General features: G+C 67.3%; 22 protein-coding genes. 14 read left to right on the plus strand and 8 right to left on the minus strand.

All coding sequences use genetic code 11. The features are described from left to right. Window positions 1-106: 106 nt before the first annotated feature. A complete protein-coding gene (gene dop, locus G6N37_RS08820; protein WP_163678765.1) occupies window positions 107-1,615 on the minus strand; it encodes a pup deamidase/depupylase in 1,509 nt (502 codons plus the stop codon). Between the two features lie 174 nt (window positions 1,616-1,789). Between dop and G6N37_RS08825 the strand changes: the two genes are divergently transcribed. Continuing rightward, a complete protein-coding gene (locus G6N37_RS08825; RefSeq protein WP_174813806.1) occupies window positions 1,790-2,977 on the plus strand; it encodes a hypothetical protein in 1,188 nt (395 codons plus the stop codon). Window positions 2,978-2,986: 9 nt separating this feature from the next. After that, entirely contained in the window at window positions 2,987-3,628 is a 642-nt protein-coding gene (locus G6N37_RS08830) for a hypothetical protein (RefSeq protein ID WP_163678767.1), read from the plus strand. Between the two features lie 77 nt (window positions 3,629-3,705). Here G6N37_RS08830 and arc read toward each other — a convergent pair whose 3' ends face one another. Then, a complete protein-coding gene (gene arc / locus G6N37_RS08835; RefSeq protein WP_163678783.1) occupies window positions 3,706-5,535 on the minus strand; it encodes a proteasome ATPase in 1,830 nt (609 codons plus the stop codon). Window positions 5,536-5,845: 310 nt separating this feature from the next. On the opposite strand from arc, the gene G6N37_RS08840 reads away from it, so the two are divergent. Both G6N37_RS08840 and G6N37_RS08845 read left to right on the plus strand, forming a co-directional pair. Continuing rightward, a complete protein-coding gene (locus tag G6N37_RS08840) occupies window positions 5,846-6,484 on the plus strand; it encodes a hypothetical protein (protein WP_163678786.1) in 639 nt (212 codons plus the stop codon). A gap of 8 nt (window positions 6,485-6,492) precedes the next feature. Further along, window positions 6,493-6,786: a DUF503 domain-containing protein gene (locus G6N37_RS08845; protein ID WP_163684786.1), complete on the plus strand. Its 294-nt coding sequence runs from the start codon at window positions 6,493-6,495 to the stop codon at window positions 6,784-6,786. A gap of 17 nt (window positions 6,787-6,803) precedes the next feature. Here G6N37_RS08845 and trmI read toward each other — a convergent pair whose 3' ends face one another. Continuing rightward, entirely contained in the window at window positions 6,804-7,646 is an 843-nt protein-coding gene (trmI, locus tag G6N37_RS08850; protein ID WP_163678789.1) for a tRNA (adenine(58)-N(1))-methyltransferase TrmI, read from the minus strand. A gap of 73 nt (window positions 7,647-7,719) precedes the next feature. Here trmI and G6N37_RS08855 point away from each other — a divergent pair, with 73 nt between their 5' ends. Both G6N37_RS08855 and G6N37_RS08860 read left to right on the plus strand, forming a co-directional pair. Next, entirely contained in the window at window positions 7,720-8,598 is an 879-nt protein-coding gene (locus G6N37_RS08855) for a RecB family exonuclease (RefSeq protein ID WP_163678792.1), read from the plus strand. A 269-nt stretch (window positions 8,599-8,867) separates the two neighbouring features. After that, entirely contained in the window at window positions 8,868-10,163 is a 1,296-nt protein-coding gene (locus G6N37_RS08860) for a DEAD/DEAH box helicase (RefSeq protein WP_163678795.1), read from the plus strand. A gap of 105 nt (window positions 10,164-10,268) precedes the next feature. Here G6N37_RS08860 and G6N37_RS08865 read toward each other — a convergent pair whose 3' ends face one another. From G6N37_RS08865 to G6N37_RS08885, 5 genes are all read right to left on the minus strand, one after another. Beyond that, complete coding sequence (locus tag G6N37_RS08865; RefSeq protein WP_163678798.1) at window positions 10,269-11,642, minus strand: FAD-containing oxidoreductase; 1,374 nt, start codon at window positions 11,640-11,642, stop codon at window positions 10,269-10,271. Next, the gene (locus tag G6N37_RS08870; protein ID WP_163678801.1) at window positions 11,639-12,148 is read right to left on the minus strand and encodes a DUF4126 domain-containing protein; all 510 of its coding nucleotides are present in this window, start codon (window positions 12,146-12,148) and stop codon (window positions 11,639-11,641) included. The genes G6N37_RS08865 and G6N37_RS08870 overlap by 4 nt, the downstream gene beginning before the upstream one ends. Window positions 12,149-12,262: 114 nt before the next feature. Then, a complete protein-coding gene (gene hisG / locus G6N37_RS08875) occupies window positions 12,263-13,120 on the minus strand; it encodes an ATP phosphoribosyltransferase (protein WP_163678804.1) in 858 nt (285 codons plus the stop codon). Window positions 13,121-13,122: 2 nt separating this feature from the next. Next, window positions 13,123-13,404, minus strand: coding sequence for a phosphoribosyl-ATP diphosphatase (locus G6N37_RS08880; RefSeq protein WP_083172710.1), 282 nt, complete (start codon window positions 13,402-13,404; stop codon window positions 13,123-13,125). Window positions 13,405-13,457: 53 nt separating this feature from the next. After that, window positions 13,458-14,060, minus strand: coding sequence for a TetR family transcriptional regulator (locus tag G6N37_RS08885; protein ID WP_163678806.1), 603 nt, complete (start codon window positions 14,058-14,060; stop codon window positions 13,458-13,460). A 304-nt stretch (window positions 14,061-14,364) separates the two neighbouring features. Here G6N37_RS08885 and G6N37_RS08890 point away from each other — a divergent pair, with 304 nt between their 5' ends. From G6N37_RS08890 to G6N37_RS08925, 8 genes are read left to right on the plus strand one after another with little or no spacing between them, the layout of a single operon-like run. After that, complete coding sequence (locus G6N37_RS08890) at window positions 14,365-15,204, plus strand: MlaE family ABC transporter permease (RefSeq protein ID WP_163678809.1); 840 nt, start codon at window positions 14,365-14,367, stop codon at window positions 15,202-15,204. A 1-nt stretch (window position 15,205) separates the two neighbouring features. After that, on the plus strand, window positions 15,206-16,069 hold the full coding sequence (locus G6N37_RS08895; protein ID WP_163678812.1) for an ABC transporter permease: 864 nt from the start codon (window positions 15,206-15,208) through the stop codon (window positions 16,067-16,069). A gap of 23 nt (window positions 16,070-16,092) precedes the next feature. Next, a complete protein-coding gene (locus tag G6N37_RS08900) occupies window positions 16,093-17,661 on the plus strand; it encodes an MlaD family protein (protein WP_163678815.1) in 1,569 nt (522 codons plus the stop codon). Further along, window positions 17,658-18,713 carry an MlaD family protein gene (locus tag G6N37_RS08905; RefSeq protein WP_163678818.1) on the plus strand — a complete coding sequence of 352 codons (1,056 nt, stop codon included), beginning with the start codon at window positions 17,658-17,660 and terminating at the stop codon, window positions 18,711-18,713. Before G6N37_RS08900 ends, G6N37_RS08905 begins: the two co-directional genes overlap by 4 nt. Further along, window positions 18,706-19,752 (plus strand): MCE family protein, encoded by a 1,047-nt coding sequence (locus G6N37_RS08910; protein WP_163678821.1) that lies wholly within the window; start codon window positions 18,706-18,708, stop codon window positions 19,750-19,752. Before G6N37_RS08905 ends, G6N37_RS08910 begins: the two co-directional genes overlap by 8 nt. A 17-nt stretch (window positions 19,753-19,769) precedes the next feature. Then, entirely contained in the window at window positions 19,770-20,855 is a 1,086-nt protein-coding gene (locus G6N37_RS08915) for an MlaD family protein (protein ID WP_163684788.1), read from the plus strand. After that, window positions 20,852-22,075 (plus strand): MlaD family protein, encoded by a 1,224-nt coding sequence (locus G6N37_RS08920; RefSeq protein ID WP_163678824.1) that lies wholly within the window; start codon window positions 20,852-20,854, stop codon window positions 22,073-22,075. Before G6N37_RS08915 ends, G6N37_RS08920 begins: the two co-directional genes overlap by 4 nt. Next, window positions 22,072-23,331, plus strand: a complete 1,260-nt coding sequence (locus G6N37_RS08925; protein ID WP_163678827.1) for an MlaD family protein — start codon at window positions 22,072-22,074, stop codon at window positions 23,329-23,331. Before G6N37_RS08920 ends, G6N37_RS08925 begins: the two co-directional genes overlap by 4 nt. Window position 23,332 lies beyond the last annotated feature (1 nt).

Raw genomic sequence — 23,332 nt, forward strand, 5'->3', positions numbered from 1 at the left:
TTCATCTGAACTTGTTCAGCGGCTTGCCTGGTTCCTGAGAGCCACACTGCCCGCTGGTATTTCTCTACCCTACCGGTCAACCCCGACGTTCCCCGGTCTAACCGGCCTAGCTGGTGAGTTGTTCCACCAGTTCGGCGGCGCTGTCCACCGAGTCCAGCAGCGCTCCGACGTGCGCCTTACTGCCGCGCAGCGGCTCCAGCGTCGGAATGCGCACCAACGAATCGCCGCCCAGGTCGAAGATCACCGAGTCCCAGCTGGCCGCGGCGATGTCGGCGCCGAACCTGCGCAGGCATTCCCCGCGGAAGTAGGCGCGCGTGTCGGTCGGCGGGTTGTCGACCGCCTCCAGCACCTGGTGTTCGCTGACCAGACGCTTCATCGAGCCGCGCGCGACGAGCCGGTTGTACAGACCCTTATCCAGGCGGACATCGGAATATTGCAGGTCGACGAGGTGCAGGCGCGGCGCCGACCAGCTCAGATTCTCCCGCTGCCGGAACCCTTCGAGCAGTCGCAGCTTGGCGGGCCAGTCGAGCACCTCGGCGCATTCCATCGGGTCGCGCTCGAGTTGGTCGAGCACGTGCGCCCAGGTCTCCACGATGTGGGCCGCGCGGGGATCAGGGTCGCGGCCGTCGACCAGCTTGGCCACCCGATCCAGGTAAATCCGTTGCAAGGCAAGGCCCGTCAATTCTCGGCCGTCGGCCAGGGCCACAACGGCCCGCAGCGACGGGTCTCGGCTGATCGCATGGACCGCATGCACCGGCCGGGCCAGTACCAGGTCGCTCAGGTCGATCCCGTGTTCCGGGCCGACTTCGATCAGGTCGAGGACCAGCGCCGTGGTGCCCAGCTTCAGGTAGGTCGACGTCTCGGCGAGGTTGGCGTCGCCGATGATGACGTGCAGCCGGCGGTACCGGTCGGCGTCGGCGTGCGGCTCGTCGCGGGTGTTGATGATGCCGCGCTTGAGGGTGGTCTCCAGGCCGACCTCGACCTCGATGTAGTCGGAACGCTGGGACAGCTGGAAGCCGGGCTCGTCACCGGAGGGCCCGATGCCGACCCGGCCGGAGCCGGTCACCACCTGGCGGGACACCAGAAAAGGGGTCAGACCCGCGATGATCGACGAAAACGGCGTCTGCCGCGACATCAGGTAGTTCTCGTGCGCGCCGTAGGAGGCGCCCTTGCCGTCGACGTTGTTCTTGTACAGCTGCAGCTTGGCAGCCCCGGGGACGCTGGCGACGTGCCTGGCCGCGGCCTCCATCACCCGCTCGCCGGCCTTGTCCCAGATGACCGCGTCCAGCGGGTCGGTGCACTCGGGCGCCGAGTATTCGGGGTGGGCGTGGTCGACGTAGAGCCGCGCCCCGTTGGTCAAAATCATGTTGGCCGCGCCAACCTCGTCGGCGTCGACCACCGGTGGCGGACCGGCCGAGCGGCTCAGATCGAAACCGCGGGCGTCCCGCAGCGGTGATTCCACCTCGTAGTCCCAGCGGGTGCGCTTCGCGCGCTGGATGCCGGCGGCGGCGGCATAGGCCAGGACCGCCTGGGTCGAGGTGAGGATCGGGTTGGCCGTCGGGTCCGACGGTGAGGAAATGCCGTACTCGACCTCCGTCCCGATAATCCGTTGCATGACCTAAGCGTAGGCCCGCCGACGATGCGCCCCGCGCGGCGGGGCGTTGAGAAGGCGGGCAATCCGGCCAGGCCCGCCGACGATGCGCCCCGCGCGGCGGGGCGGGCGACAACAGAGATCTGTAGTCACTGAACGCCCGGCGCGGGCGACTCGCCCGCCGTAGGGTGAGCCGGCATGGACCTCACTCTGCGCCGCGCGCAACGCCAACGGGGTTCGGCGAGTGGTGCGGCTGAAAGCTGGTTCCTGGCGCGGGGTTTGCCGTCGGTGCTGACCAGGAGGGCGCGGTGGCGACGGCTCTGGCCACGCTCGGCGCCCATGCTGGCGGCGTACGCGACGCTGCAGGCCTGCATCCTGCCGGTGTATCTGATCACCGGCGGCCACGACGTCGAGATCACCGGTGCGCCAACGACTTCCGAGCTGGCCGTGCTGGTGATCGTCGGCCTCGCCCTCCCGCTGATGGCCGTCGTGGGCTGGCTGGTGTCGCGGTCACGAAACGGCCGGGCCCGCGCGGCAATAGCGACCGTTTCGCTCGTGCTGGTGGCGTGCGTGGGCCTGACGACGGGAGACGCCGCGGACCTGCAGCAGGAGGCCGTCGTGGTCGCCGTCGTGCTGATTCTGACCGGCGTCGGCGTCGGGTCGGTGGTCGGCTGGGCGGTGCGGATGATGCTGTCGCATTTCGCCATGGTGGGCGCGCTCGCGGTCCGGGCGTTGCCGGTCGTGCTGTTGACCGCGTTGGTGTTCTTCAACACCTACGTCTGGCTGATGGCGGCGACGATCAGCGGAAACCGGCTGGGGCTGGCGATGACATTTCTGATGTCCATCGCGGCCGCCTTCGTCGTGTCCGCGACCGTGGAGCGGGTCCGCCCGATGCTGAGGTCGACGTCGGTGCCCGAAGAGACCGAGCACCTCTCCGCCACGCCCTTCGCAGCCATGCCGGCCGCCCCCGATTGCCCACCGCTGAAAAAGGCGGAGCGCCTCAACGTCGTCTTCGTCCTGGTCGCGTCCCAACTGGCGCAGATCCTGGTGGTGGCGGTGGTCACCGCCGCGATCTATCTGATTCTGGGCCTGATCGTGCTGAGCCCCGAGCTGCTCAACGAATGGACCCACACCTACAAGAGCACCGCGACGGTGTTGGGATTCACGCTGCCGGTTCCGGATTCGCTGGTGCACATGAGTCTTTTCCTCGGCGCGCTGACCTTCATGTACATCAGCGCCCGCGCGGCCGGCGACGCCGAATACCGCTCCGCCTTCCTCGACCCGCTGATCGAGGACTTGCACACCACTTTGATCGCACGCAACCGCTACCGCGGCGCCGTCGCGCTGTCCGCGCGCGCTGTTGACGGCACCGGCGGTTGTGACTAGCTTCACCGTGTGTCCGCCCCCCAATCCGACCACGTCGGTAAACACGCACGCGACCTGGCGGGAAAACGCTACGGCGAAGTGCTCCTCGTAACCGCCGGCGAGGCCGGCCCGCAGGCAACGGTCTACAACAGCTTCCCGCTCAACGACTGCCCGGCCGAGCTGTGGTCCGCGCTCGACCCCCACGCCATCGCCGCCGAAAACGGTGTGGCCGCGGCCCTGCTCAACGGTCCTCGGTACTGGCTGATGAACGCCATCGAAAAGGACGCCCAGGGCCCGCAGGTGACGAAGACCTTCGGCGGGATCGAAATGATCCAGCAGGCCACCGTCCTGCTGTCGTCGATGAATCCGGCGCCTTACCTGCCCAACAAGGTCAACCGCCACACGGTGTTCGTCTTCAACGCCGGCGAACAGATCTACGAACTCATCGACCCTCACGGACAGCACTGGGTGATGCAGACCTTGAGCCAGGTCGCCGACCCCAGCCTGACCCGCGCGGACCTGCCGCGACTGGCCGACCGGCTCGACCTGCCGGCCGGATGGACCTACCAGCCACGGGTGCTCGCCGAGGAGCTGCGCGTGGACACGAGGACCAGGGCGGCCCAGGTGTTGCAGGACAACCTCACCAACAGCTATTCGCTGGTGACCGGCTGACCTGACACGGCACCGCGCCGACACTCAAGCCGCGGCGCGTGGTGCGCCTGGTTTGAGTGTCGGCGCGGCTTGCAGGCCTACAGGTACTGGCCGAGGTTCGATTCGGTGTCGATGGCCCGCGACGCGCTCGAACTCTTCCCGGTGACCAGGGTGCGGATGTAGACGATCCGCTCGCCCTTCTTGCCCGAAATCCGCGCCCAGTCATCGGGGTTGGTGGTGTTGGGCAGGTCCTCGTTCTCGGCGAATTCGTCGACGATCGAGTCGAGCAGATGCTGAATGCGCAGACCCGGCTGCCCGGTCTCCAGCACCGACTTGATCGCGTTCTTCTTCGCCCGGTCGACCACGTTCTGGATCATCGCCCCGGAGTTGAAGTCCTTGAAGTACATGACTTCCTTGTCGCCATTGGCGTAGGTGACCTCCAGGAACCGGTTGTCGTCGATCTCGGCGTACATCCGCTCGACGACCTTCTCGATCATCGCCTTGATGCACGCGGTGCGGTCTCCCCCGAACTCGGCGAGGTCGTCGGCGTGCAGCGGCAGCGTCTCGACCAGGTACTTCGAGAAGATGTCTTGCGCCGCTTCGGCATCGGGCCGCTCGATCTTGATCTTCACGTCGAGGCGGCCGGGCCGCAGGATCGCCGGGTCGATCATGTCCTCACGGTTGGAGGCGCCGATCACGATGACGTTCTCAAGTCCCTCGACCCCGTCGATCTCGCTCAGCAGCTGCGGGACGACGGTGGTCTCGACGTCCGACGAGACCCCGGTGCCGCGGGTGCGGAAGATCGAGTCCATCTCGTCGAAGAACACGATCACCGGAGTTCCCTCGGACGCCTTCTCCCGTGCCCGCTGGAAGATCAGCCGGATGTGACGCTCGGTCTCGCCGACGAACTTGTTCAGCAGTTCGGGGCCCTTGATGTTGAGGAAGTAGGACTTCGCCTCGCGCGCGTCGTCACCGCGCACCTCGGCCATCTTCTTGGCCAGCGAATTCGCCACCGCCTTGGCGATCAAGGTCTTACCGCAGCCGGGCGGGCCGTAGAGCAACACACCCTTGGGCGGGCGCAGCGCGTACTCCCGGTACAGCTCCTTGTGCAGGAACGGCAGCTCGACGGCGTCGCGGATCTGCTCGATCTGGCGGGTCAGGCCGCCGATGTCGGAGTAGCTGACGTCGGGCACCTCTTCGAGGACCAGGTCTTCGACCTCGGCCTTGGGAATGCGCTCGAACGCGTAACCGGCCTTGGTGTCGACCAGCAACGAGTCGCCCGGCCGCAGCTTGCGCGGCCTGGTGTCGTCGTTGAGCGCGTCGGGGTGCCCCTCCGGCAGGTCCTCGGCGACCAGCGGCTCGGCCAGCCAGACGATGCGTTCCTCGTCGGCGTGCCCGACGACCAGCGCCCGGTGCCCGTCGGCAAGGAGTTCGCGCAGCGTGGAGATCTCGCCGACGGATTCGAACGTGCCGGCCTCGACGACGGTCAGTGCCTCGTTGAGGCGAACCGTCTGGCCCTTCCGCAGCGACGCCACGTCGATGTTCGGCGAGCAGGTCAGGCGCATCTTGCGACCAGAGGTGAACACGTCGACCGTGTCGTCGTCGTGCGAGCCCAGCAGGACGCCGTAGCCACTCGGCGGCTGCCCGAGCCGGTCGACTTCCTCACGCAACGCCAGCAGTTGCTGGCGCGCCTCTTTGAGCGTCTCCATCAACTTGGAGTTGCGGGCCGCCAGCGAGTCGATCCGGGCTTCGAGCTGATGCACGTCGCGCGCCGAGCGGGTGCCGCCCTGCGCCCCGGCTGCGTGCTCGAGTTGCTCGCGCAGCAACGCTGCCTCGCGGCGCAATTCTTCTAATTCGGCAGCATCGCCGGGGGACATGCCTGACTCGCGGGGGGTACCGAATGATTCAGAACGCTCTGAGCCACCCATGTTGCGCTCCTTTCCCACACCGAATTGGCGCGGTGGATACTTCAACGCTACCGGCGATTGACCGATGATGTGCTGAGTCAAATACCCACGAAAAGTTAAGATTTTCGTCACGCTGGTAATCTCGGCCACTAATCCCGCTGATCGAAAGGGCCGCCGTGACCACAAAAAGCCTCGCCACGGGCTTGGTCGGCACAGGCGGCGCCGGCGCGGCGACCGCGGGTGTGAGTTCAGTTGCACCCGTTGGCCCCACCGCGCGGCGGGCGCCCGCTTCGAGAAGCGCCACGACGCCCCGGCCGGCCTGACCGACTGGATGCACCGGCACCTGTCCGCAACGTTGAGCGCCGCCACCGTCCTGGCGGCGGTCGGCATCTCGGGATGCTCGTCGCATCAACAACCCAGAATCGCCTCCTCCGTGCCCGCGGCCGCGCCGGCGACCTCGAGCACGGTTGTCATCCCTCCGACTACCCCGCTGCCGCCGCCCGAAGCCCTTACCGACATCTTGACCCGGCTGGTCGACCCGAAGATACCCGGCATCAACAAGGTGAGTCTGGTCGAAGGAGCGGCTCCCGAAAGTGCCGACAGCCTGGACAAGTTCACCAACGCGCTGCGCGACAACGGCTACCTGCCCATCAACTTCGTCGCGCACGACATCGCCTGGTCGGACAAGACGTCCTCCGACGTGGTCGCGACCATCGACGTGAACACGGCCCAGCCGGCCAACGGCAGCTTCCACTTCCCCATGGAATTCACGCCCTTCCAAGGCGGTTGGCAACTGTCCCGACAAACCGCCGAGATGTTGCTGGCGTTGGGCAAGTCGCCGGCGGTGGCGCCGCCGGCCAACCCGGCGCCGGCCCCGGCTCCCCAGCCGGCCCCCGCAGCGCCGCCCGCGCAGCATCCGGCCCCGGGTCCGGGGCCCGAGCCCGGTCCGACCCCGGGTCCGCCCGGGTGACGCGCGGCATGTGGATCGGCTGGCTCGAGTTCGACGTGCTGCTGGGCGATGTCCGATCCCTGAAACAGAAACGGTCGGTGATCCGCCCCGTGGTCGCCGAGCTGCAGCGCAAGTTCAGCGTGTCGGCGGCCGAGACGGGTTCGCACGAGCTGTATCGACGCGCGGGCATCGGCGTGGCCACGGTGTCCGGCGACCGCAGCCACGCGGTCGACGTCCTGGACGCGGCGGAACGCCTGGTGGCCGCGCACCCCGAGTTCGAACTCCTGTCGGTGCGGCGCGGCCTGCAGCGCAGCGACGATTAGGGATTGACGGTTGGTGGCTAGCCGTCGCGGCCCTCGCGTTTGCGCCCCAAGGGCGCCGGCGCGACGACGCCGGGCGCGAGCCGCCGCGTGAAGATCAGGAACGCGGTGTGGCCGCGCATGGAGTGCTGCGGCCGCACGGCCAGACCGACGACGTTCCAGCCGCGTTGCAGCGTCTCCCACGACCGCGGCTCGGTCCAGCACTGCTGAGCTCGCAGCGCCTCCACGGCCCGCGACAGCTGGGTCACGGTGGCGACATAGATCATCAGCACGCCGCCGGGGATGAGCAGCCGGGCGACCGCGTCGAGCACCTCCCACGGCGCGAGCATGTCGAGCACCGCCCGATCGAAGGAACCGTCGGGCATCTCCGAGTCGGCGACGTCGGCGATGATCAGGTCCCAGTTGTCCGGGGGTTGGCCGTAGAACACCGAGACGTTGCGACGGGCGTGTTCGGCGTGGTCGGCGCGCTGTTCGTAGGAGACCACCCGCCCGTCGGGCCCGACGGCGCGCAGCAGCGAACAGGTCAGCGCCCCCGATCCCGCCCCGGCCTCCAGCACTCGCGCGCCCGGGAAAATGTCGCCCTCGTGCACGATCTGCGCGGCGTCCTTCGGGTAGATGACCTGCGGCCCGCGGGGCATAGACATGATGTAGTCGACCAGCAGCGGGCGCAGCACCAGGAAGGGCGCGCCGTTGCTGGATTTGACCACGCTGCCCTGTTCCAGCCCGATCAGCGCATCGTGGGGGATCGACCCGCGATGGGTGTGGAACTCCGCGCCGGGCGTGAGCGACATCGTGTAGTGCCGGCCCTTGGCGTCGGTGAGTTGGACGCGTTCCCCGACGGTGAACGGGCCGGTTGCGGACACGCCGTCTAGCGTGCCAGCCGACTCGCCGCGGGCGGTGCCCGGGGTTGTCGGCCCCCGGTTCTACGCTGCGGGCATGACCGACCAGCCGCAAGAACGCGCGCGGCCGGCCGCAAAACCGGCCCTGTCGCCGTCGCGGGCGGCGGACTTCAAGCAGTGCCCGTTGCTGTACCGGTTCCGGGCGATCGACCGCTTGCCCGAGGCGCCGTCGGCCGCACAGCTGCGGGGCTCGGTGGTGCACGCCGCCCTGCAGCAGCTCTACGGCCTGCCCGCCGCGCAGCGCGGCCCCGACACCGCCCTGTCGCTGGTCGAGCCGGCCTGGGACCAGGTGATCGCCGCGGCGCCCGACCTGGTCGGCGGATTCGATCCCGAGCAGCGCGGCCAGCTGATCGCCGAGGCGCGGGCGCTGCTCTCCGGCTACTACCGGCTCGAGGACCCGACCCGCTTCGACCCGCAGTGCTGTGAGGAGCGCGTGGAAGTCGAGCTCGCCGACGGCACCCTGCTGCGCGGCTTCATCGACCGGATCGACCTCGCCGCCACCGGGGAGGTACGGGTGGTCGACTACAAGACCGGCAAGGCGCCGCCGGCCGCGCGCGCCCTGGCCGAGTTCAAGGCGATGTTCCAGATGAAGTTCTACGCGGTGGCCCTGCTGCGCACGCGCGGCGTGCCCCCCACCCGGCTTCGGCTCATCTACCTCGCCGATGGGCAGGTGCTGGACTATTCGCCCGACCACGACGAATTACTGCGTTTCGAGAAGACCCTGATGGCGATCTGGCGCGCCATCCAATCCGCCGGCCAGACGGGCGATTTCCGGCCCAGCCAGTCACGGCTGTGTGACTGGTGCCCACACCAGCAGCACTGCCCGCTGTTCGGTGGAACGCCGCCGGCCTACCCGGGATGGCCGGATTACACTCTGGCGCAAGGGGTTCCGCAGTCCACCGAACCGGCTGCATGACCGCCGACCCTCCCGCCGATGTGATAAGGGTCATTGCGGAGTAACGGCCGCGGAATAGGTCCGCACCGGTCAGTGCGGTATGCTTTCGTTAACGTTGGCGCCGAATGGCTTGCCAGCACGTCGTGATCGATTCGTTATTTCTTCTCAGATCCCCGCGGGGCGCCGAGTCCGAGATGACTTAGGTGCGCACCGCACAGCCTCGAGTCGCGGCGATCGATGTTGCCACATTGGCAATCTCGCTACCACCGACGCTTTAGGGACATTCAAACATGCTTGAAGACACAACCTTTGCTCACCTCGGGGTGAGCCAACCGCTGGTTGACACGCTCGCTCAGGGCGGCGTCGACCGGCCGTTCCCGATCCAGATCGAAACCCTGCCGGATACGCTTGCCGGCCGTGATGTGTTGGGCCGCGGCAAGACCGGCAGCGGCAAGACGCTCGCCTTCTCGATCCCGCTGGTGAGCCGGCTCGACGCCGGTAATCGCCGGCCGGGCAAGCCCACCGGGCTGGTGTTGGCGCCCACCCGTGAGCTCGCGACACAGATCGCCGCGACCATCGCGCCGCTCGCCGCGGTTCGGGGCCTGCGCGTGACCACCATCTTCGGTGGGGTGCCGCAGCACAAGCAGGTCACGGCGCTGAAGGCGGGCATCGACATCGTCGTCGCCTGCCCGGGCCGCCTGGAAGACCTGATGAAGCAGGGCGTCGTCAAGCTGAGCGCGGTGCAAATCACGGTCATCGACGAGGCCGACCACCTCGCCGATCTGGGCTTCCTGCCCACCGTTACCCGAATCTTGGCGGCCACACCCACGGGCGGCCAGCGGATGCTGTTCTCGGCCACTCTCGATGCCGCTGTCGACACTCTGGTGAAGCGATTCCTCACCAGCCCGGTGACTCGATCGGTGGCAGAACCGACGTCCCTGACGCCCGAGATGACCCATCACTTCTTCTGTGTCGACGGGCCGCAGGCCAAGAAGGAGTTGGTGCACCGGTTGGCCGCGGGCGAATCCCGGCGAATCCTGTTCATGCGGACCAAGCACCAGGCCCGGAAGCTGGCCCGCCAGCTCACGCAATCGGGCATCGCGTCGGTCGAGTTGCACGGCAACCTTTCCCAGAACGTGCGGGACCGGAACCTGGCGGCGTTCGCGGCCGGACAGGCGCGAGTGCTCGTCGCGACCGACATCGCCGCGCGCGGGGTGCACGTGGACAACGTCGAACTGGTGGTCCACGTCGACCCGCCCGCGGAGCACAAGGCCTACCTGCATCGCTCCGGTCGCACGGCCCGGGCCGGCGCCTCCGGTGACGTGGTCACCATCGCGCTGCCCGAGCAACGCCGCGACACCGAATCGATGATGCGCAAGGCGGCCATCCGCGCCGTCCCCCAGCAGGTCACCGCATCCTCCCCCGTCATCCACAACCTGGCCGGCCAGCCCGCGCCGCGCCAGGCCGTCGCCCCCGCGCCGGTGGCCGCGCGCCGGTCCGCGCCGGCCCCGGTGGCACCACACGGTTCGACGGCGGGGCGCAGCAGGCGGCGCCGGTCCCGTCGCCCCGCCACCACAGCGCGCTAGTTCGATGGTGGCGACCCGCCGCGCCCGGCTACGCCGCGCTTGCGATCGCCACAGTCCGATGGTGGCGACCCGCCGCGCCCGGCCACGCCGCGCTTGCGATCGCCACTAGTCCACCAGCGGGGCAATCTCCTGCAGCATGGTGGGCACCAGCTCGCTGACGGTGGGATGGATGTGCATGGTGCGCGCCAGCGTGGTGTAGGGCGCCTTGGCCGACATGACGTCCAGGATGGCGTGAATCGCCTCGTCGCCGCCGACGCCGAAGATGGCCGCTCCCAAGATCTCTTGGGTCTCGGCGTCGACCACCACCTTCATAAAGCCTTGCGTCTCACCCTTTTCCACGGCCCGGCCGACTCTTGTCATCGGGCGCTTACCGACCAGCGCCCTGCGTCCCGACGCGCGGACCTGGTCGACGGTCATGCCCGCCCGCCCCAGCGGGGGGTCGATGTAGAGCGCGTAAGTGGTGATGCGGTCGCTCACCCGCCGCGGGTCGCCGTCGAGGAGGTTGGCGGCGACGATCTCGAAATCGTTGTAGGAGGTGTGGGTGAAGGCGCCCCTGCCGTTGCAGTCCCCCATCGCCCAGATGTGGTCGACGTTGGTCTTGAGCTGGTCGTCGACCACGATGTAGCCGCGGGCGTCGGTCTGCACGCCCGCCGCCTCCAGGCCCAGGTCGTCGGTGTTGGGTCGCCGGCCCACGGCCAGTAGCAGGTGACTTCCGGCGACCGGGTCGGCGCCGCCGCCGGGCGTTAGCTCAAAACCGTTGTCGGTCTTGGTGATCCGCACGTCGTCGGCGCCGACGACGATGTCGATGCCCTCGTCCTCGAGGATGTCGCGGACGGTGGCGGACACGTCCTCGTCTTCGCGGGACGCCAGACGCGACCCCCGCTCGACAACCGTCACCCGCGCTCCGAAGCGCCGGTACATCTGCGCGAACTCCAGCGCGATGTAGCTGCCGCCCAGGATGACCAGATGATCCGGCAGCGTGTCGAGTTCGAGGATCGAGACGTTGGTGAGGAACTCGACGTCGGAAAGGCCCGGGATGTCCGGCACCACGGCGCGGCCACCGACGTTGAGGAAGATCCGATCGGCGCGCAGGGCGGTGCCGTCGACGCGCACGGTGTGCGGATCCTCGAAGCGGGCGTGCCCGCGAACGACGGTGCAGCCGTCCATGCCCGCCAGCCAGTCCTCGACGCCCTTGCGGTCGCCCAGCATGATTTCGTCTTTGCGCGCCTTGACTTTGGCCATGTCAACGCTGACCGGCCCGGTCGCCACCCCGAAGTCGGCACCGCGGCGCGCGAGGTGCGCGGCGTACGCGCTGGCCACCAGCGTCTTCGTCGGGATGCATCCGGTGTTGACGCAGGTGCCGCCGATGAGTTTGCGCTCCACCAGCGCGACGCGCTGCCCCGCCGCCGTCAGCCGCCCCGCCAGCGGTGGCCCGGCCTGTCCGGCCCCGACGATGATCGCGTCGAAATGCTGTGTCACTTAACCGCCGTCAGCAGGTACTCGGTCAGCACGTGGCCGGTCACCGCGACGATGACGAATCCACCGACGATCGCGACCGCGTCCTCCAGCAGCGCGATCGGCAGATCCCGTCCGGCGACGGCGGCCAGGCGTTTGCGCGCCTGGTAACCACCCAGGGTGCCGAGCACCGCCCCGACGACGCCCGCGCCGAGCGCGGAAAACGTCCAGTGCGGCCAGGCGCCCAGGACCGCGCCCGCCAGCCCGCCCGTGACGATCCGGGCGGCGAAGATCGGTGGCGCCGTGCGGGCGGGCGTCTTGGGCAGCTTGTCGTTGACCAGTTCGCCGACGGCGAGGACGGTGAAGACGACCACCGTGATGATGCTGGCCATCCAGCCGGCCCACGTGCCATGCAGGTCGATCCACCCCAGGAAGGCAGCCCAGGCGACCACGGCGGGAGCCGTCAACGAGCGCAACCCGGCGACGACACCGATCAGTAAAGCCAGCAGCAGAATAAGCGCATGTGTCACGAAGACCCTCCTGGGACGACCCGGCAACGGCAAGGGATGACGGCCCATGGGGGTAACACGGGCAAGCAGCCCTAGGCGGACGCTAACACAGCCGCGGGCACAGCACCCGTTCGGTCAGAACCGGCAGAACCTGATGTCGGAAGCCAGAATCGCCTTGGCACCGATGGCGGCCAGCTCGTCCATGATCTCGTTGACGCCCCGACGCGGCACCAGCGCGCGGATCGCGACCCAGTCCGGGTCCGCCAGCGGCGCGATGGTCGGCGACTCCAGCCCGGGCGTGATCGAGGTGGCCCTGTCCAGGACCGAACGCGGGCAGTCATAGTCGAGCATCAGGTATTGCTGGCCGAACACCACCCCCTGGATGCGCGCCACCAGTTGATCGCGCGCCGCTCGCGTCTCGCCCTGGCCGTCCGGGTCGGCGCCCTCGATCAGCACCGCCTCCGAGTCGCACAGCGGGTCGCCGAAGGCCTCCAGGTCGTGCAGGCTCAGCGTGCGCCCGGAACCGACCACGTCGGCGATGGCGTCGGCCACGCCGAGCTGCACCGAGATCTCCACCGCCCCGTCGAGCCGGATGACGGTTGCTTCAATACCCCTGTCCGCCAAGTCTTTTCGGACGAGGTTCGGGTAGGCGGTGGCGATCCGCTTGCCCGCGAGATCGGCCGTCGTCCAACCGCGACCGGCCGGGCCGGCATACCGGAAACTCGACGACCCGAAACCCAACGCCAAACGTTCGCGGACCGGCGCGTCGGAGTCGCGGACCAGGTCCCGTCCGGTGATGCCCAAATCCAGCTGACCCGAACCCACATAGATCGCAATGTCTTTGGGCCTCAGGAAGAAGAACTCGACCTGGTTGACCGGGTCGATGACGGTGAGGTCCTTGGAATCGGTGCGACGCCGGTAGCCCGCCTCCGCCAGAATCTCACTCGCCGGCTCGCTCAGCGTGCCCTTGTTGGGAACCGCAACCCGCAACATGGTCACAGCTTCGCGTAGACGTCGTCGAGGGACAGGCCGCGCGCGACCATCAGCACCTGCGTCCAGTACAGCAACTGGCTGATCTCCTCGGCCAGCGCGTCGTCGGATTCGTGCTCGGCGGCCAGCCACACCTCGCCGGCCTCCTCCAGGATCTTCTTGCCCAGCCCGTGTATGCCGCCGTCCAGCGCGGCGACCGTGGCGCTGCCGGCGGGGCGAGTACGGGCGCGCTCGCCCAGTTCGGCGAACAGATCCTCGAAGGTCTTCACGGCCAGCGATTGTTTCACGCGGTGGCGAGCAAAGTCACGGCGGTTTCACTCCGGCGGGCCCGGCGCCACGGTCAGTCGAATCCGGCGAGGGTGATCCGCAGCGCTTCTTCCAATTGCTCGTGAAAGCGCGGGCTGGTGGCAATATCCGATGCCAGCCACCCGTCGAGAACGAATTTCACTGTCGCCAAACTCGTGTGGACCAACAGCGCGGGCCGGATGTCCACCGCCGCGTCCACGCCCATGCGCTGGGCGACCTGATCGATCAGCTTGCTGTGGTCGGTTTGGCTGACCAGCACGGACTTGCTCAAGAGGTGGGGCGCGGTCGCGACGGCGTGGCGCCAGCGATCGAGGTTGTCAACCCCGCTGACATCTCTGGCGTGCGTGACGAACAGCTGGATCAAGGCTTCGACCGGCGACTCATCGGGGGGCCGCGCGCTGTACGAACCGACGATCTCGGCGGCCGCCTCCCGGACCGGATCGACCAGCAGACCCTCCTTGGTGGGCGCGTACCGGAAATAGGTGCTGATGGAGACCCCGGCGGCCGCGGCGATGTCCTCCGTCGTCACCGCCTCGAAACCGCGTTCGGCGAAAAGCCTTTGCGCGGTCTGCTGGATCGTGGTCAGCAAGGCGGCCCGCCGTCGGTCCCGCAACGAACCGGTGTTTGCTGAGGGCATGCGATCACCTTCGTCATTCCGACGTTCCAACCCCGCGGCGCAGTCCAGCGACGAACCGAGATGAGTGACTCTACACTATTGAAAGTCCCTATCAAGTAGGCTAGTGTGATGCGGCACACACCGATGAACTGCAGAGTCTAAGGGCTTGTTGACACTATTTTAATAAGAATAGCCTTCAATGGCGCTCGAGGTCGTCTGCTCGGCACTCAGGGATTCAGGGTGGGGAGAGGGCCGATGGAAGCGGCAGCTGGTACGCGATGACCGGTGCCAAGAGTTTGCTGGCCGCACGCCGGGTTACGCCGTTATGACGACACAGGTCGATGGCGTCGTCGCCATCCGGGACTGGTCGGCCGGGTACGTGCGACGCCACCCGGTCGCCTCGCTGACGACCGTCGGCGAACAGTTCGTGCTGGGTGTGCGCACCGTTCAATACTTCTTCTTCGACCTGGTGACCGGCCGATTCCAATGGCAAGAGTTCGTCCGCCAGGGCGCGTTCATGGCCGGCACCGCCGTGTTGCCGACGATTCTGGTGTCGCTGCCCATCAGCGTCACCCTTTCCATCCAGTTCGCGCTGCTTGCCGGCCAGGTCGGGGCCACGTCGCTGGCCGGGGCCGCGAGCGGGCTCGCGGTCATCCGGCAGGGGGCCTCGCTGGTGGCCGCGGTGCTCATGGCATCGGCTGTCGGGTCGGCCATCACCGCCGACCTGGGTTCGCGAACGATGCGCGAGGAGACCGACGCGATGGAGGTGATGGGCGTCTCGGTGATCCGCCGTCTGGTCGTCCCTCGCTTCGCCGCGGCGGTGATGATCGGCGTGGCCCTCACCGGGGTGGTGTGCTTCGCCGGATTCTTCGCGAGCTACATGTTCAACGTCTACTTCCAGAACGGTGCACCGGGCAGCTTCGTGTCGACGTTCGCGTCGTTCGCGACGACCGGCGACATGATCCTGGCGCTGCTGAAGGCGATCGTGTTCGGCGCCATCGTGGCGATCGTGTCAAGCCAGAAAGGCTTGTCCACCAAGGGCGGACCGACGGGAGTCGCCAACTCGGTCAACGCGGCGGTCGTCGAGGCGATCCTGCTGCTGATGATCGTCAACGTCGCCATCAGCCAGCTCTACATCATGTTGTCGCCCCGGACGGGGCTGTGACGTGACGGCCTCCGCCTATCGACCGTTTGCCCCGATCTCTGTCCCACTCGCCCGGCTCTACCACAGGGGCACGGTCCCGGTCATCCGGCTCGGTCATTTGCTGGTGTTCTTCGTCCGCGCGCTGGTCGCCGTACCGCTCGCCTTGCGCCAGTACAGGGGCGAGTTTCTGCGGCTGCTGTCCAACATCACCTGGGGCAACGGCTCCATCGTGGTGGGTGGCGGCACCGCCGGTGTGGCGGTCGTGCTCGGCATGACCGTCGGCGCGCTCGTCGGGATCGAGGGATACAACTTCCTGGATCTGCTCGGCCTCGGGCCGGCAACCGGGTTCGTCTCCTCGTTGGTCAACACCCGCGAGTTGGCTCCTCTGATGGCATCGCTCGCCTTCGCGATGCAGGGCGGCTGCCGCTTCACCGCCCAACTCGGATCCATGCGCATCGCCGAGGAGATCGATGCGATGGAATCCATTGCGATCCGCCCGATCCCCTACCTGGTGACCACCCGGCTCATCGCCTCGGTGGTCGCGATCGTCCCGTTGTACGCCGCGTGCCTGGCGATCGGATACCTGAGCACGCAAATAGTGGTGGAAATCGGCAGTGGCGGCTCGACCGGTTCCTACTTGCACTACTTCACGCTGATGCTGGCCGGCCAGGACATCGTCTACTCGTTGATCAAGGCCGTCGTCTTCGTCTGGATCGCGTCCACGATCCAGTGCTACTACGGGTATTACGCCAGCGGCGGGCCCGAGGGTGTGGGGGTCGCCGCGGGACATGGCATGCGGGCCAGCATCACCGTCGTGATCATCGTGAACATGCTGCTGACCATGGCGTTGTGGGGCGTCGACTCGGGCGCAAGGTTCGGCGGGTAGGCCGGTGGCGAGGTCGGTGGAACATGCCCAACTCCTTTGAGCTGGACGGACGCGGCCCCTCCGACCGCCAGCTGCTCGGCATCGGCATCGCGGTGGTGCTGGTCAGCGCCCTGCTCACTACCGCGATGTTGGTCAAATCCACTGGCCGGCTGAACGATTACGTGCGGGTGGTCGCCGATCTGGTCAACGTGGGCGACGGCCTGCCGCAAAAGTCGGACGTCAAGTACCACGGCGTACTGGTTGGGATGGTCAACGGCGTCGTCCCCGCAGAGCACGGCAAACCGAACTATGTCCACATCGACCTCAAACAGGAGTACGCCAAGTCGATTCCGGCCAGCGTGACCGCGCGCGTGGTGCCCAGCAACGTATTCGCCGTGTCGTCGGTTCAGCTGGTCGGCAACGGCCCCGGCGCGACAATCCGTGCCGGCGCGCATATCTCAGAAGACCGGCGGCTTCCGACCGTTCTCTTTCAGACAACGGTGAGCAAGTTGCGCGACGTGCTCGCCGCAGCGGGACGCGGCCGCGACGACAGGTCGGTGGGGATCCTGGCCGCCCTGGGTGCCGCCACCGACCACCGCCGCGTCAGCCTGCTCAACGCCGGTGCGCAATTGAATCGCCTTCTCGATCAGCTGAATTCGATTGTCAGCACCGACACCGGCCCGTCCACGGTGTCCGCGCTGCTGGATGCGACCCGTGGGCTCGCGCAGACGGCCCCCGATCTTCTCGACGCTTTGCACCAGGCCGTTGAGCCGATGCGGACCTTCGCCGAAACACGCGGACAGTTGGCTTCGCTGCTGTCGGGCGCCGACGACACGGTCGGCACGACGCGTCAGTCGATCGGCAACCACGTCGACCAACTCATCCGCATCACCACCGATTTCACCCCGGTCCTCGGCGTGCTGGCGCAGAAGTCGAACAACTTTGTGCCCGCGGTGACCAAATTGGACAACCTGGCCAACCAGTTCATGGAGCAGGTCTGGAACCCGGAGACCAACCTGGGCAACATGCGCGCGATACTGACGTTCACGCCCAGTTCCACCTACACCCGGGCCGACTGTCCGCACTACGGCGAGCTGAAGGGGCCCAGCTGTTTCACCGCACCGCTGGTTCCGGTGCGGCCGGATCTGCCCGAAGTGCTGCTGCCGCAGAATTATCAGCCGCCCAAGGATCTGGCGCCGCCCCCCGGGACGGTGATCGGCCCGGACGGAAACCTCGTCGCCGTGGGCCCACCGCTGATCAACCCGAACCCCAACTTGTCCGATCCGAATCCCCCGCTGCCCGCAGGGGTTACGCCGTCGCCACCCGTGCCGGGGAGTGCCAATCCCGACAACCCCTCGCCGGGGGCCCCCGCGACGCCACAACCGCACGAGCCATGGGTCGCGCCGGTGGCGCCCAAGGCGCCGTGGATTCCGCAGGCCTCGTTCGGCGGGAACGTGGGACCCGTGGGGAGCCAGTACGAACGAAACATGTTGGGCGTCATCACCGGCGCACCGGCGACCGAAGCCACCGAGCTGCTGCTGGGTCCGGTCGCCAGGGGCACCACGGTTTCCTTGACCCCCGCAGCGGCGCACCCACCCGGGGAGGCCAAATGAGGTTCCGCGGCCCGCTGATCGCATTGACCCTGTTCATGATCGTCTCGCTAACGCTGACCTGGCTGGTGTACGTGAGCCTGCGGCGCGACGTGGCCGGCAACACCGCCACGTATTCGGTGGTCTTCAGCGACGTGTACGGGCTACGCGAAGGCGACGACGTCCGCATGGCCGGCGTTCGCGTCGGCCGAGTCGAGAAGATCGAGCTTGACGGGACACTGGCGAAGGTCTCGTTCGTGGTGCAGCAGGAACAGCGGTTGTTCGGGAACACCCTCGCGTCGGTGACCTACCAGAACATCGTCGGCCAGCGTTATCTCGGGCTGTCGTTGGGTAAGGACGGCAGCCCGCAGCTGCTCCCACCGGGCAGCACGATCCCCCTGGAACGCACCGAACCCTCATTCGACGTCACCACGCTGCTCAACGGCTACGAGCCGTTGTTCAGCCTGCTGAACCCCCATGATGCCGACAACCTCACCAAGGGCATCATTGCCTCGCTGCAGGGCGACACGTCGTCGCTGGCGACGCTGGTCGGCCAGACCTCCACGCTCACACAGACATTCGCGGGACGGGACCAGGCCCTGGGCACCGTGATCACCAATCTCAACAAGGTGATGGGCAACCTCGCCGCACAGAACGACGATCTCGACGGGGTCATCGCGCAGACCCGCAGCATCGTCGGCGAGCTCGACGCCCGGCGCCCGGACCTGGTCGCCTCCGTGGGTTCCCTGGCCCGGGTGACCGGCCGGCTGTCGGCCTCGGCCACGGACGTCTATCCGGCGCTGCGCGAATTCATCGATCGCCAGCCCGGCGTCACCAAACACATCATGGACGTCGAACCACAGGTGGCATTCTTCGGCGACAACATCCCGCTGCTGCTGAAGGGGCTCACCCGGGTCGGCAACCAGGGCGCCTACGGAAACGCCTACGTCTGCGACGTGAACTTCATGGGGTTCTTCCCCGGCCTCAACGACGTGGTGCCGATCATCGTCAACGCCGCCACGCCCGGTAACAAAGCGTGGCACACGCCGAGATGCAGGAGCACGGCCGATGGCTGACCCGTCCCTATGGCGGCGGATGACGAAGCGTCCGCTGGAGAGCTACAACAAGACATGGCTCGGGTTCATCGCCGTCGCGGTGGTGGCGGTGATCATCGGGGTGATGTTGCTCGTGCACGCGCTCGGCGCCGGATACCGCCATTACACCGCCGAGTTTCTCCAGGCGGCCTCGTTGCGGGCCGGCAACCCGATCGTGGTCGCGGGCATCCCGGTGGGCAACGTCACCAGCATGAAACTGGCTGGCGACCATGTAGAGGCGGGGCTGAAGATCCGGGACAACATCGCGCTGGGCAAGGATTCCCGGGCGCAGATCAAGGTCACCACCATCCTGGGCTCACGTTATCTGGCGCTGGAACCCAGCGGCCCGGCGCACCTGCCCGACAACACCTTCGACCTGGCCCATACCGAGGTCCCCTACGACCTGCAGGCCGCATTGCAGGACGCCACCACCACTTTCGAGCAGGTCGACTCCGACCGGTTCGCGCAATCGCTTGCGGTGCTCGGTAAGCAGCTCGAGGGCCTGCCCGCGGTGGTACCCCAGGCCATTTCAAACATCAACACGCTCTCGTCGATCATCGCGATACGGCGAGACCAACTGGGCCAGCTGCTGCGCAGCACCGAACTGGTGACCAACATGCTGCGGCGCCAGCAGGCCGGCATCGGCACCCTCGTCGACCAGGGCCAAGACCTGCTAGGCCAATTCGTCGCGCGGCGCGCGGTTTTCCACGCGATGATGCAATCGCTGTCGAGCCTGGTCGACACCATGAGCCAGGTCGTGGTGAACGACCGCTCGGGCGTGGACGCGCTGATCAAGGACATCCGGGACTTCACCAACTTGATGTCTCAACACGACGACCTGCTGCACAGCATGCTGCAAACCAGCCCGATCTTCTTCCGCGAGGCGGCCAACCTCACGGGTGACGGCAACGCGATCAACTTCAACGCCCCCAACGTTCCGTTGATCGACTCGTGGATGTGCGCCATCAGCGGCCGCGCCAAGCAGTTCGGAATGATCCAGTATTTCAAGGACTGCAAGTGAAGGGCCGGGTGCTGACGATGGTGACCGCCGTCGCGGTCATCGCCGCGACGATCGGCATCGGCTGGTGGTACCTGGGTTCCGACGACGACACGATCACGTTGACTGCCCAATTCGACAGCGCCTCAGGTCTTTACGAGGGCAATGAGGTGGCGGTGCTGGGCATGCCGGTCGGCAAGATCACCAAAATCACCGCGAAGGGCGGCTATGTGGAAGTCGAATTCACCGTCGACCGCCACGTCAAAGTTCCCGCCACCGCCCAAGCCGTCACAGTGTCGACCTCCATCCTGACCGACCGGCAGATCGAACTCACGCCGCCCTATCACGGCGGACCGACCCTTCAGAACCACGACACCATCGGGTTGCCCCGGACCAAGACGCCAGTCGAATTCAGCAGCGTCCTCAACGTCCTGGACAAGGTGACCAAATCGCTCGCGGGCGACGGCCACGGCGGCGGCCCGATCGCCGATGTGCTGGGCGGGGGCACCGAAGTGGTCAAGGGCAACGGCGAACGGATCAAAGCGGCGCTGGGCGAGCTGTCCAAGGCGCTGCGGCTGTCCAGCGACGGCGGGGCGGCGACCCGCGAGCAGATCACCACGATCGTGAAAAACATCAGCACCCTGTTCGATGCCGTGTCGGCCAACGACGCCAAGTTGCGCGAATTCGCTTCCACCATCCACCAAGTCAGCCAGATCATGGCCGACGAGGACATCGGCAGCGGCAGCACGGGAAGGAAACTCGACCAGCTGATCCAGCGCGCCGGCGACCTGCTCGACGCCAACCGCGACAACATCAAGCAGGGCGTGCTGAACGGCAACGCCACCCTGAAGATGGTGACCGACCAGCGTCGCGACCTGGCCGAGCTCCTGGATCTGGCTCCGCTGGTGGCCGACAACGCCTACAACATGATCGACCGCGCGAACGGCAGCGTCCGCGCCCGCTTCCTCACCGATCGGTTGCTCTTCGACAGCCAGTACACCAAAGAGATCTGCAACCTGATGGGCCTGCGGCAACTGGGCTGCAGCACCGGAACCATCCAGGATTTCGGTCCCGATTTCGGGTTGACCTATGTGCTGGACGGAATGGCCGCCATGGGGCAGAAATGACGGCCGCGGGCACGCGGGGAATGCTGGCGGTGGCGGCCGCGGCGATGGTGACCGCGGGATGCGCCACGAACGGCCTTGCCAGCCTGCCCCTTCCGGCCCCGGGACTGGGTTCGGGAGGCTATTCGCTGAACGCGGTGTTCTCCAACGCGCTCAACCTGCCGATGAACGCCAAGGTGAAGCTGGCCGGCGCCGACGTCGGACAGCTCGAATCGATGGTCGCCCGCAACTACACCGCGGTCACCAGGCTGCGCATCAGGGACGGCGTACAACTGCCCCGCGGCAGCACCGCCGAATTGCGGACCGCGACACCATTGGGTGACGTGTTCGTCGCGCTGAAGCCGCCGGCCGCCGGGGAACCGGACGGACCGCTGTTGAAGGACGGCGACACCATCGGCCTGGAGTCGACGGCGGCGGCCGCGACAGTGGAGTCGGTGCTGAGCTCGGCGGCGATTTTGGTGAACGGTGGGGCGGTACGCAACTTCACCAACATCATCAACGGTTTCGGCAAGGCGACCGGTGACCAGGGCCAGGCCTTCGGTGACACGATCCGCAAGTCGAACCAGCTGCTCGGGACCCTGGATTCGCGGTCCGATCAGATCTCGACCGCGTTGACCCAATTGTCGCGGCTGGCCGATCAACTCGACGCCGAGGATCAGACGATCAGCGACCTGGTGGCGGCTGCCGGTCCCGCCACTTCGGCCCTGGCCGACAACACCACCCAGATTTCGGATCTGGCCGTCCAGGTGGGTGACACCTCCCGGTTGCTGGCCAGGTTCCCGTCGATCGGCGGGACCGACACCAGCGGCCGCAGCATCATCCGCGACCTGAACACCGTCGCCGGGGCCGCCAACGACGTTGCGGTGAGCCCGGATACCAGCTGGCTGGCGCTGAACCGGTTGATTCCCGCGTTGGTCAAATCGACGGCGGGCAACTCGATTTCGGTGCACGTGAGCGTGGATAAGATCATGCTCGGCTCGATCCCCGATATCGGATTCCCCGGTGACATCGGGCTGCACGGACCGCACCACTACAACGTGAACCTGCTCGTCGGGACCCTCAAGTACACCCTGTGGCGGCTGCAGGAACGCGTCGTCGGCCGGGGGCCCAACTCGCCTCAGGTTCCCGTCATACCGGACCCCAACATCCCGGGCCAGATCGACGTCGCACCGGGACCGCCGCCACCACCGCCACCACCGCCGGCGCCGGGACCGCAACCGTGAACCGCGCCGTCGGCGACTTCGCCAACCTCACCGTCCGGGCGGTGCGGGCCGGTCACCGGCGACAGGTCTGGCTGTCGGTGGCCGGATTGGTGCTCATCCTGGTCGTCGCGACCGCCTATCTGATGATCGGCGCACTGCGGGTGAAGCCGTTCGCCTCGTCCTATCGGGTCACCGTGCAGTTGCCGGAATCCGGTGGCCTGCTGCCCAATCAGGATGTCGCCCTGCGGGGCGTGCGCGTTGGCCGGGTCGAGTCGCTGCGGATCACCGACAACGGGGTGAACGCGATCGCCAGCATCACGTCGCAGGTGCGGATCCCGGCGAACAGCGTCGTGCACGTGTCGGCCCTCTCGCCGGCCGGCGAGCAGTACATCAACTTCGAGGCCGCATCCGACGCGGGGCCGTATCTGCACAACGGCAGCGTCATCACCTCCGACCACGCGGACGTCCCGGTCAGCCTGGCACAGTTGCTCGGCGACGCCGACGGGCTGCTGGCCCAGGTCGACCCCCACAAGATCGAGTCGATCAAAAAGGAATTGAGCCTGAGCAGGGAGGGACCGGCGAAGCTGACCGCCATCGTCGACGGCGGCACGTTCCTGCTTTCCACGCTCGATTCGGTGCTGCCCCAGACCACCAGCATCCTCAAGACCAGTCGCGTCGTACTCACCCTGGCAAGCGACAAGAACGCCGGGCTGGGCTCTGCCGCAACGGAACTCAACGGGACCCTGGCCGGCGTGGCCAGGATGCAGGCCGGCTATCGCCGTTTGACGGCGCAGACACCGCGCACGCTGTCGGCCGTCGACAATCTGTTCGCCGACAATTCCGACACGATGGTGCAACTGTTGGGCAGCATGGCCACCATGTCGCAGCTGCTCTACCTGCGGGTCCCGGCGCTCAACGCGCTGTTCCCCGACTACCGTGGGTCGGTGTTGGACGCCGTGACGAGCGCCTTTCACGACGGCGGTGTCTGGGCCACGGCCGACCTCTATCCCCGCTACGTGTGCGACTACGGGACGCCGTCGCACCCCTCTTCGGCCGCGGACTACTACGAGCCGTTCATGTACACCTACTGCCGCGACGACGACCCCGCGGTCTCGATCCGCGGCGCCAAGAACGCGCCGCGGCCGGGCGGCGACGACACCGCCGGCCCGCCGCCGGGGGCGAACCTGGGCCAACGTACGGATCCGACCCCGCGGGGTCGATACACCATTCCCACCCCCTACGGCGGCCCGCCGCTGCCGATCGAACCGCCGCATTAGA

It is taken from the genome of Mycobacterium seoulense (assembly GCF_010731595.1).
Classification (GTDB): domain Bacteria; phylum Actinomycetota; class Actinomycetes; order Mycobacteriales; family Mycobacteriaceae; genus Mycobacterium; species Mycobacterium seoulense.

Coding starts and splice junctions, on each gene's coding strand:
- G6N37_RS08890 (WP_163678809.1), top strand. CDS start 14,365: ATGACGACACAGGTCGATGGCGTCGTCGCCATCCGGGACTGGTCGGCC.
- G6N37_RS08840 (WP_163678786.1), top strand. CDS start 5,846: ATGCACCGGCACCTGTCCGCAACGTTGAGCGCCGCCACCGTCCTGGCG.
- G6N37_RS08915 (WP_163684788.1), top strand. CDS start 19,770: ATGGTGACCGCCGTCGCGGTCATCGCCGCGACGATCGGCATCGGCTGG.
- G6N37_RS08905 (WP_163678818.1), top strand. CDS start 17,658: ATGAGGTTCCGCGGCCCGCTGATCGCATTGACCCTGTTCATGATCGTC.
- G6N37_RS08910 (WP_163678821.1), top strand. CDS start 18,706: ATGGCTGACCCGTCCCTATGGCGGCGGATGACGAAGCGTCCGCTGGAG.
- G6N37_RS08825 (WP_174813806.1), top strand. CDS start 1,790: ATGGACCTCACTCTGCGCCGCGCGCAACGCCAACGGGGTTCGGCGAGT.
- dop (WP_163678765.1), bottom strand. CDS start 1,615: ATGCAACGGATTATCGGGACGGAGGTCGAGTACGGCATTTCCTCACCG.
- hisG (WP_163678804.1), bottom strand. CDS start 13,120: ATGTTGCGGGTTGCGGTTCCCAACAAGGGCACGCTGAGCGAGCCGGCG.
- G6N37_RS08885 (WP_163678806.1), bottom strand. CDS start 14,060: ATGCCCTCAGCAAACACCGGTTCGTTGCGGGACCGACGGCGGGCCGCC.
- G6N37_RS08900 (WP_163678815.1), top strand. CDS start 16,093: ATGCCCAACTCCTTTGAGCTGGACGGACGCGGCCCCTCCGACCGCCAG.
- G6N37_RS08860 (WP_163678795.1), top strand. CDS start 8,868: ATGCTTGAAGACACAACCTTTGCTCACCTCGGGGTGAGCCAACCGCTG.
- G6N37_RS08845 (WP_163684786.1), top strand. CDS start 6,493: ATGTGGATCGGCTGGCTCGAGTTCGACGTGCTGCTGGGCGATGTCCGA.
- arc (WP_163678783.1), bottom strand. CDS start 5,535: ATGGGTGGCTCAGAGCGTTCTGAATCATTCGGTACCCCCCGCGAGTCA.
- G6N37_RS08855 (WP_163678792.1), top strand. CDS start 7,720: ATGACCGACCAGCCGCAAGAACGCGCGCGGCCGGCCGCAAAACCGGCC.
- G6N37_RS08920 (WP_163678824.1), top strand. CDS start 20,852: ATGACGGCCGCGGGCACGCGGGGAATGCTGGCGGTGGCGGCCGCGGCG.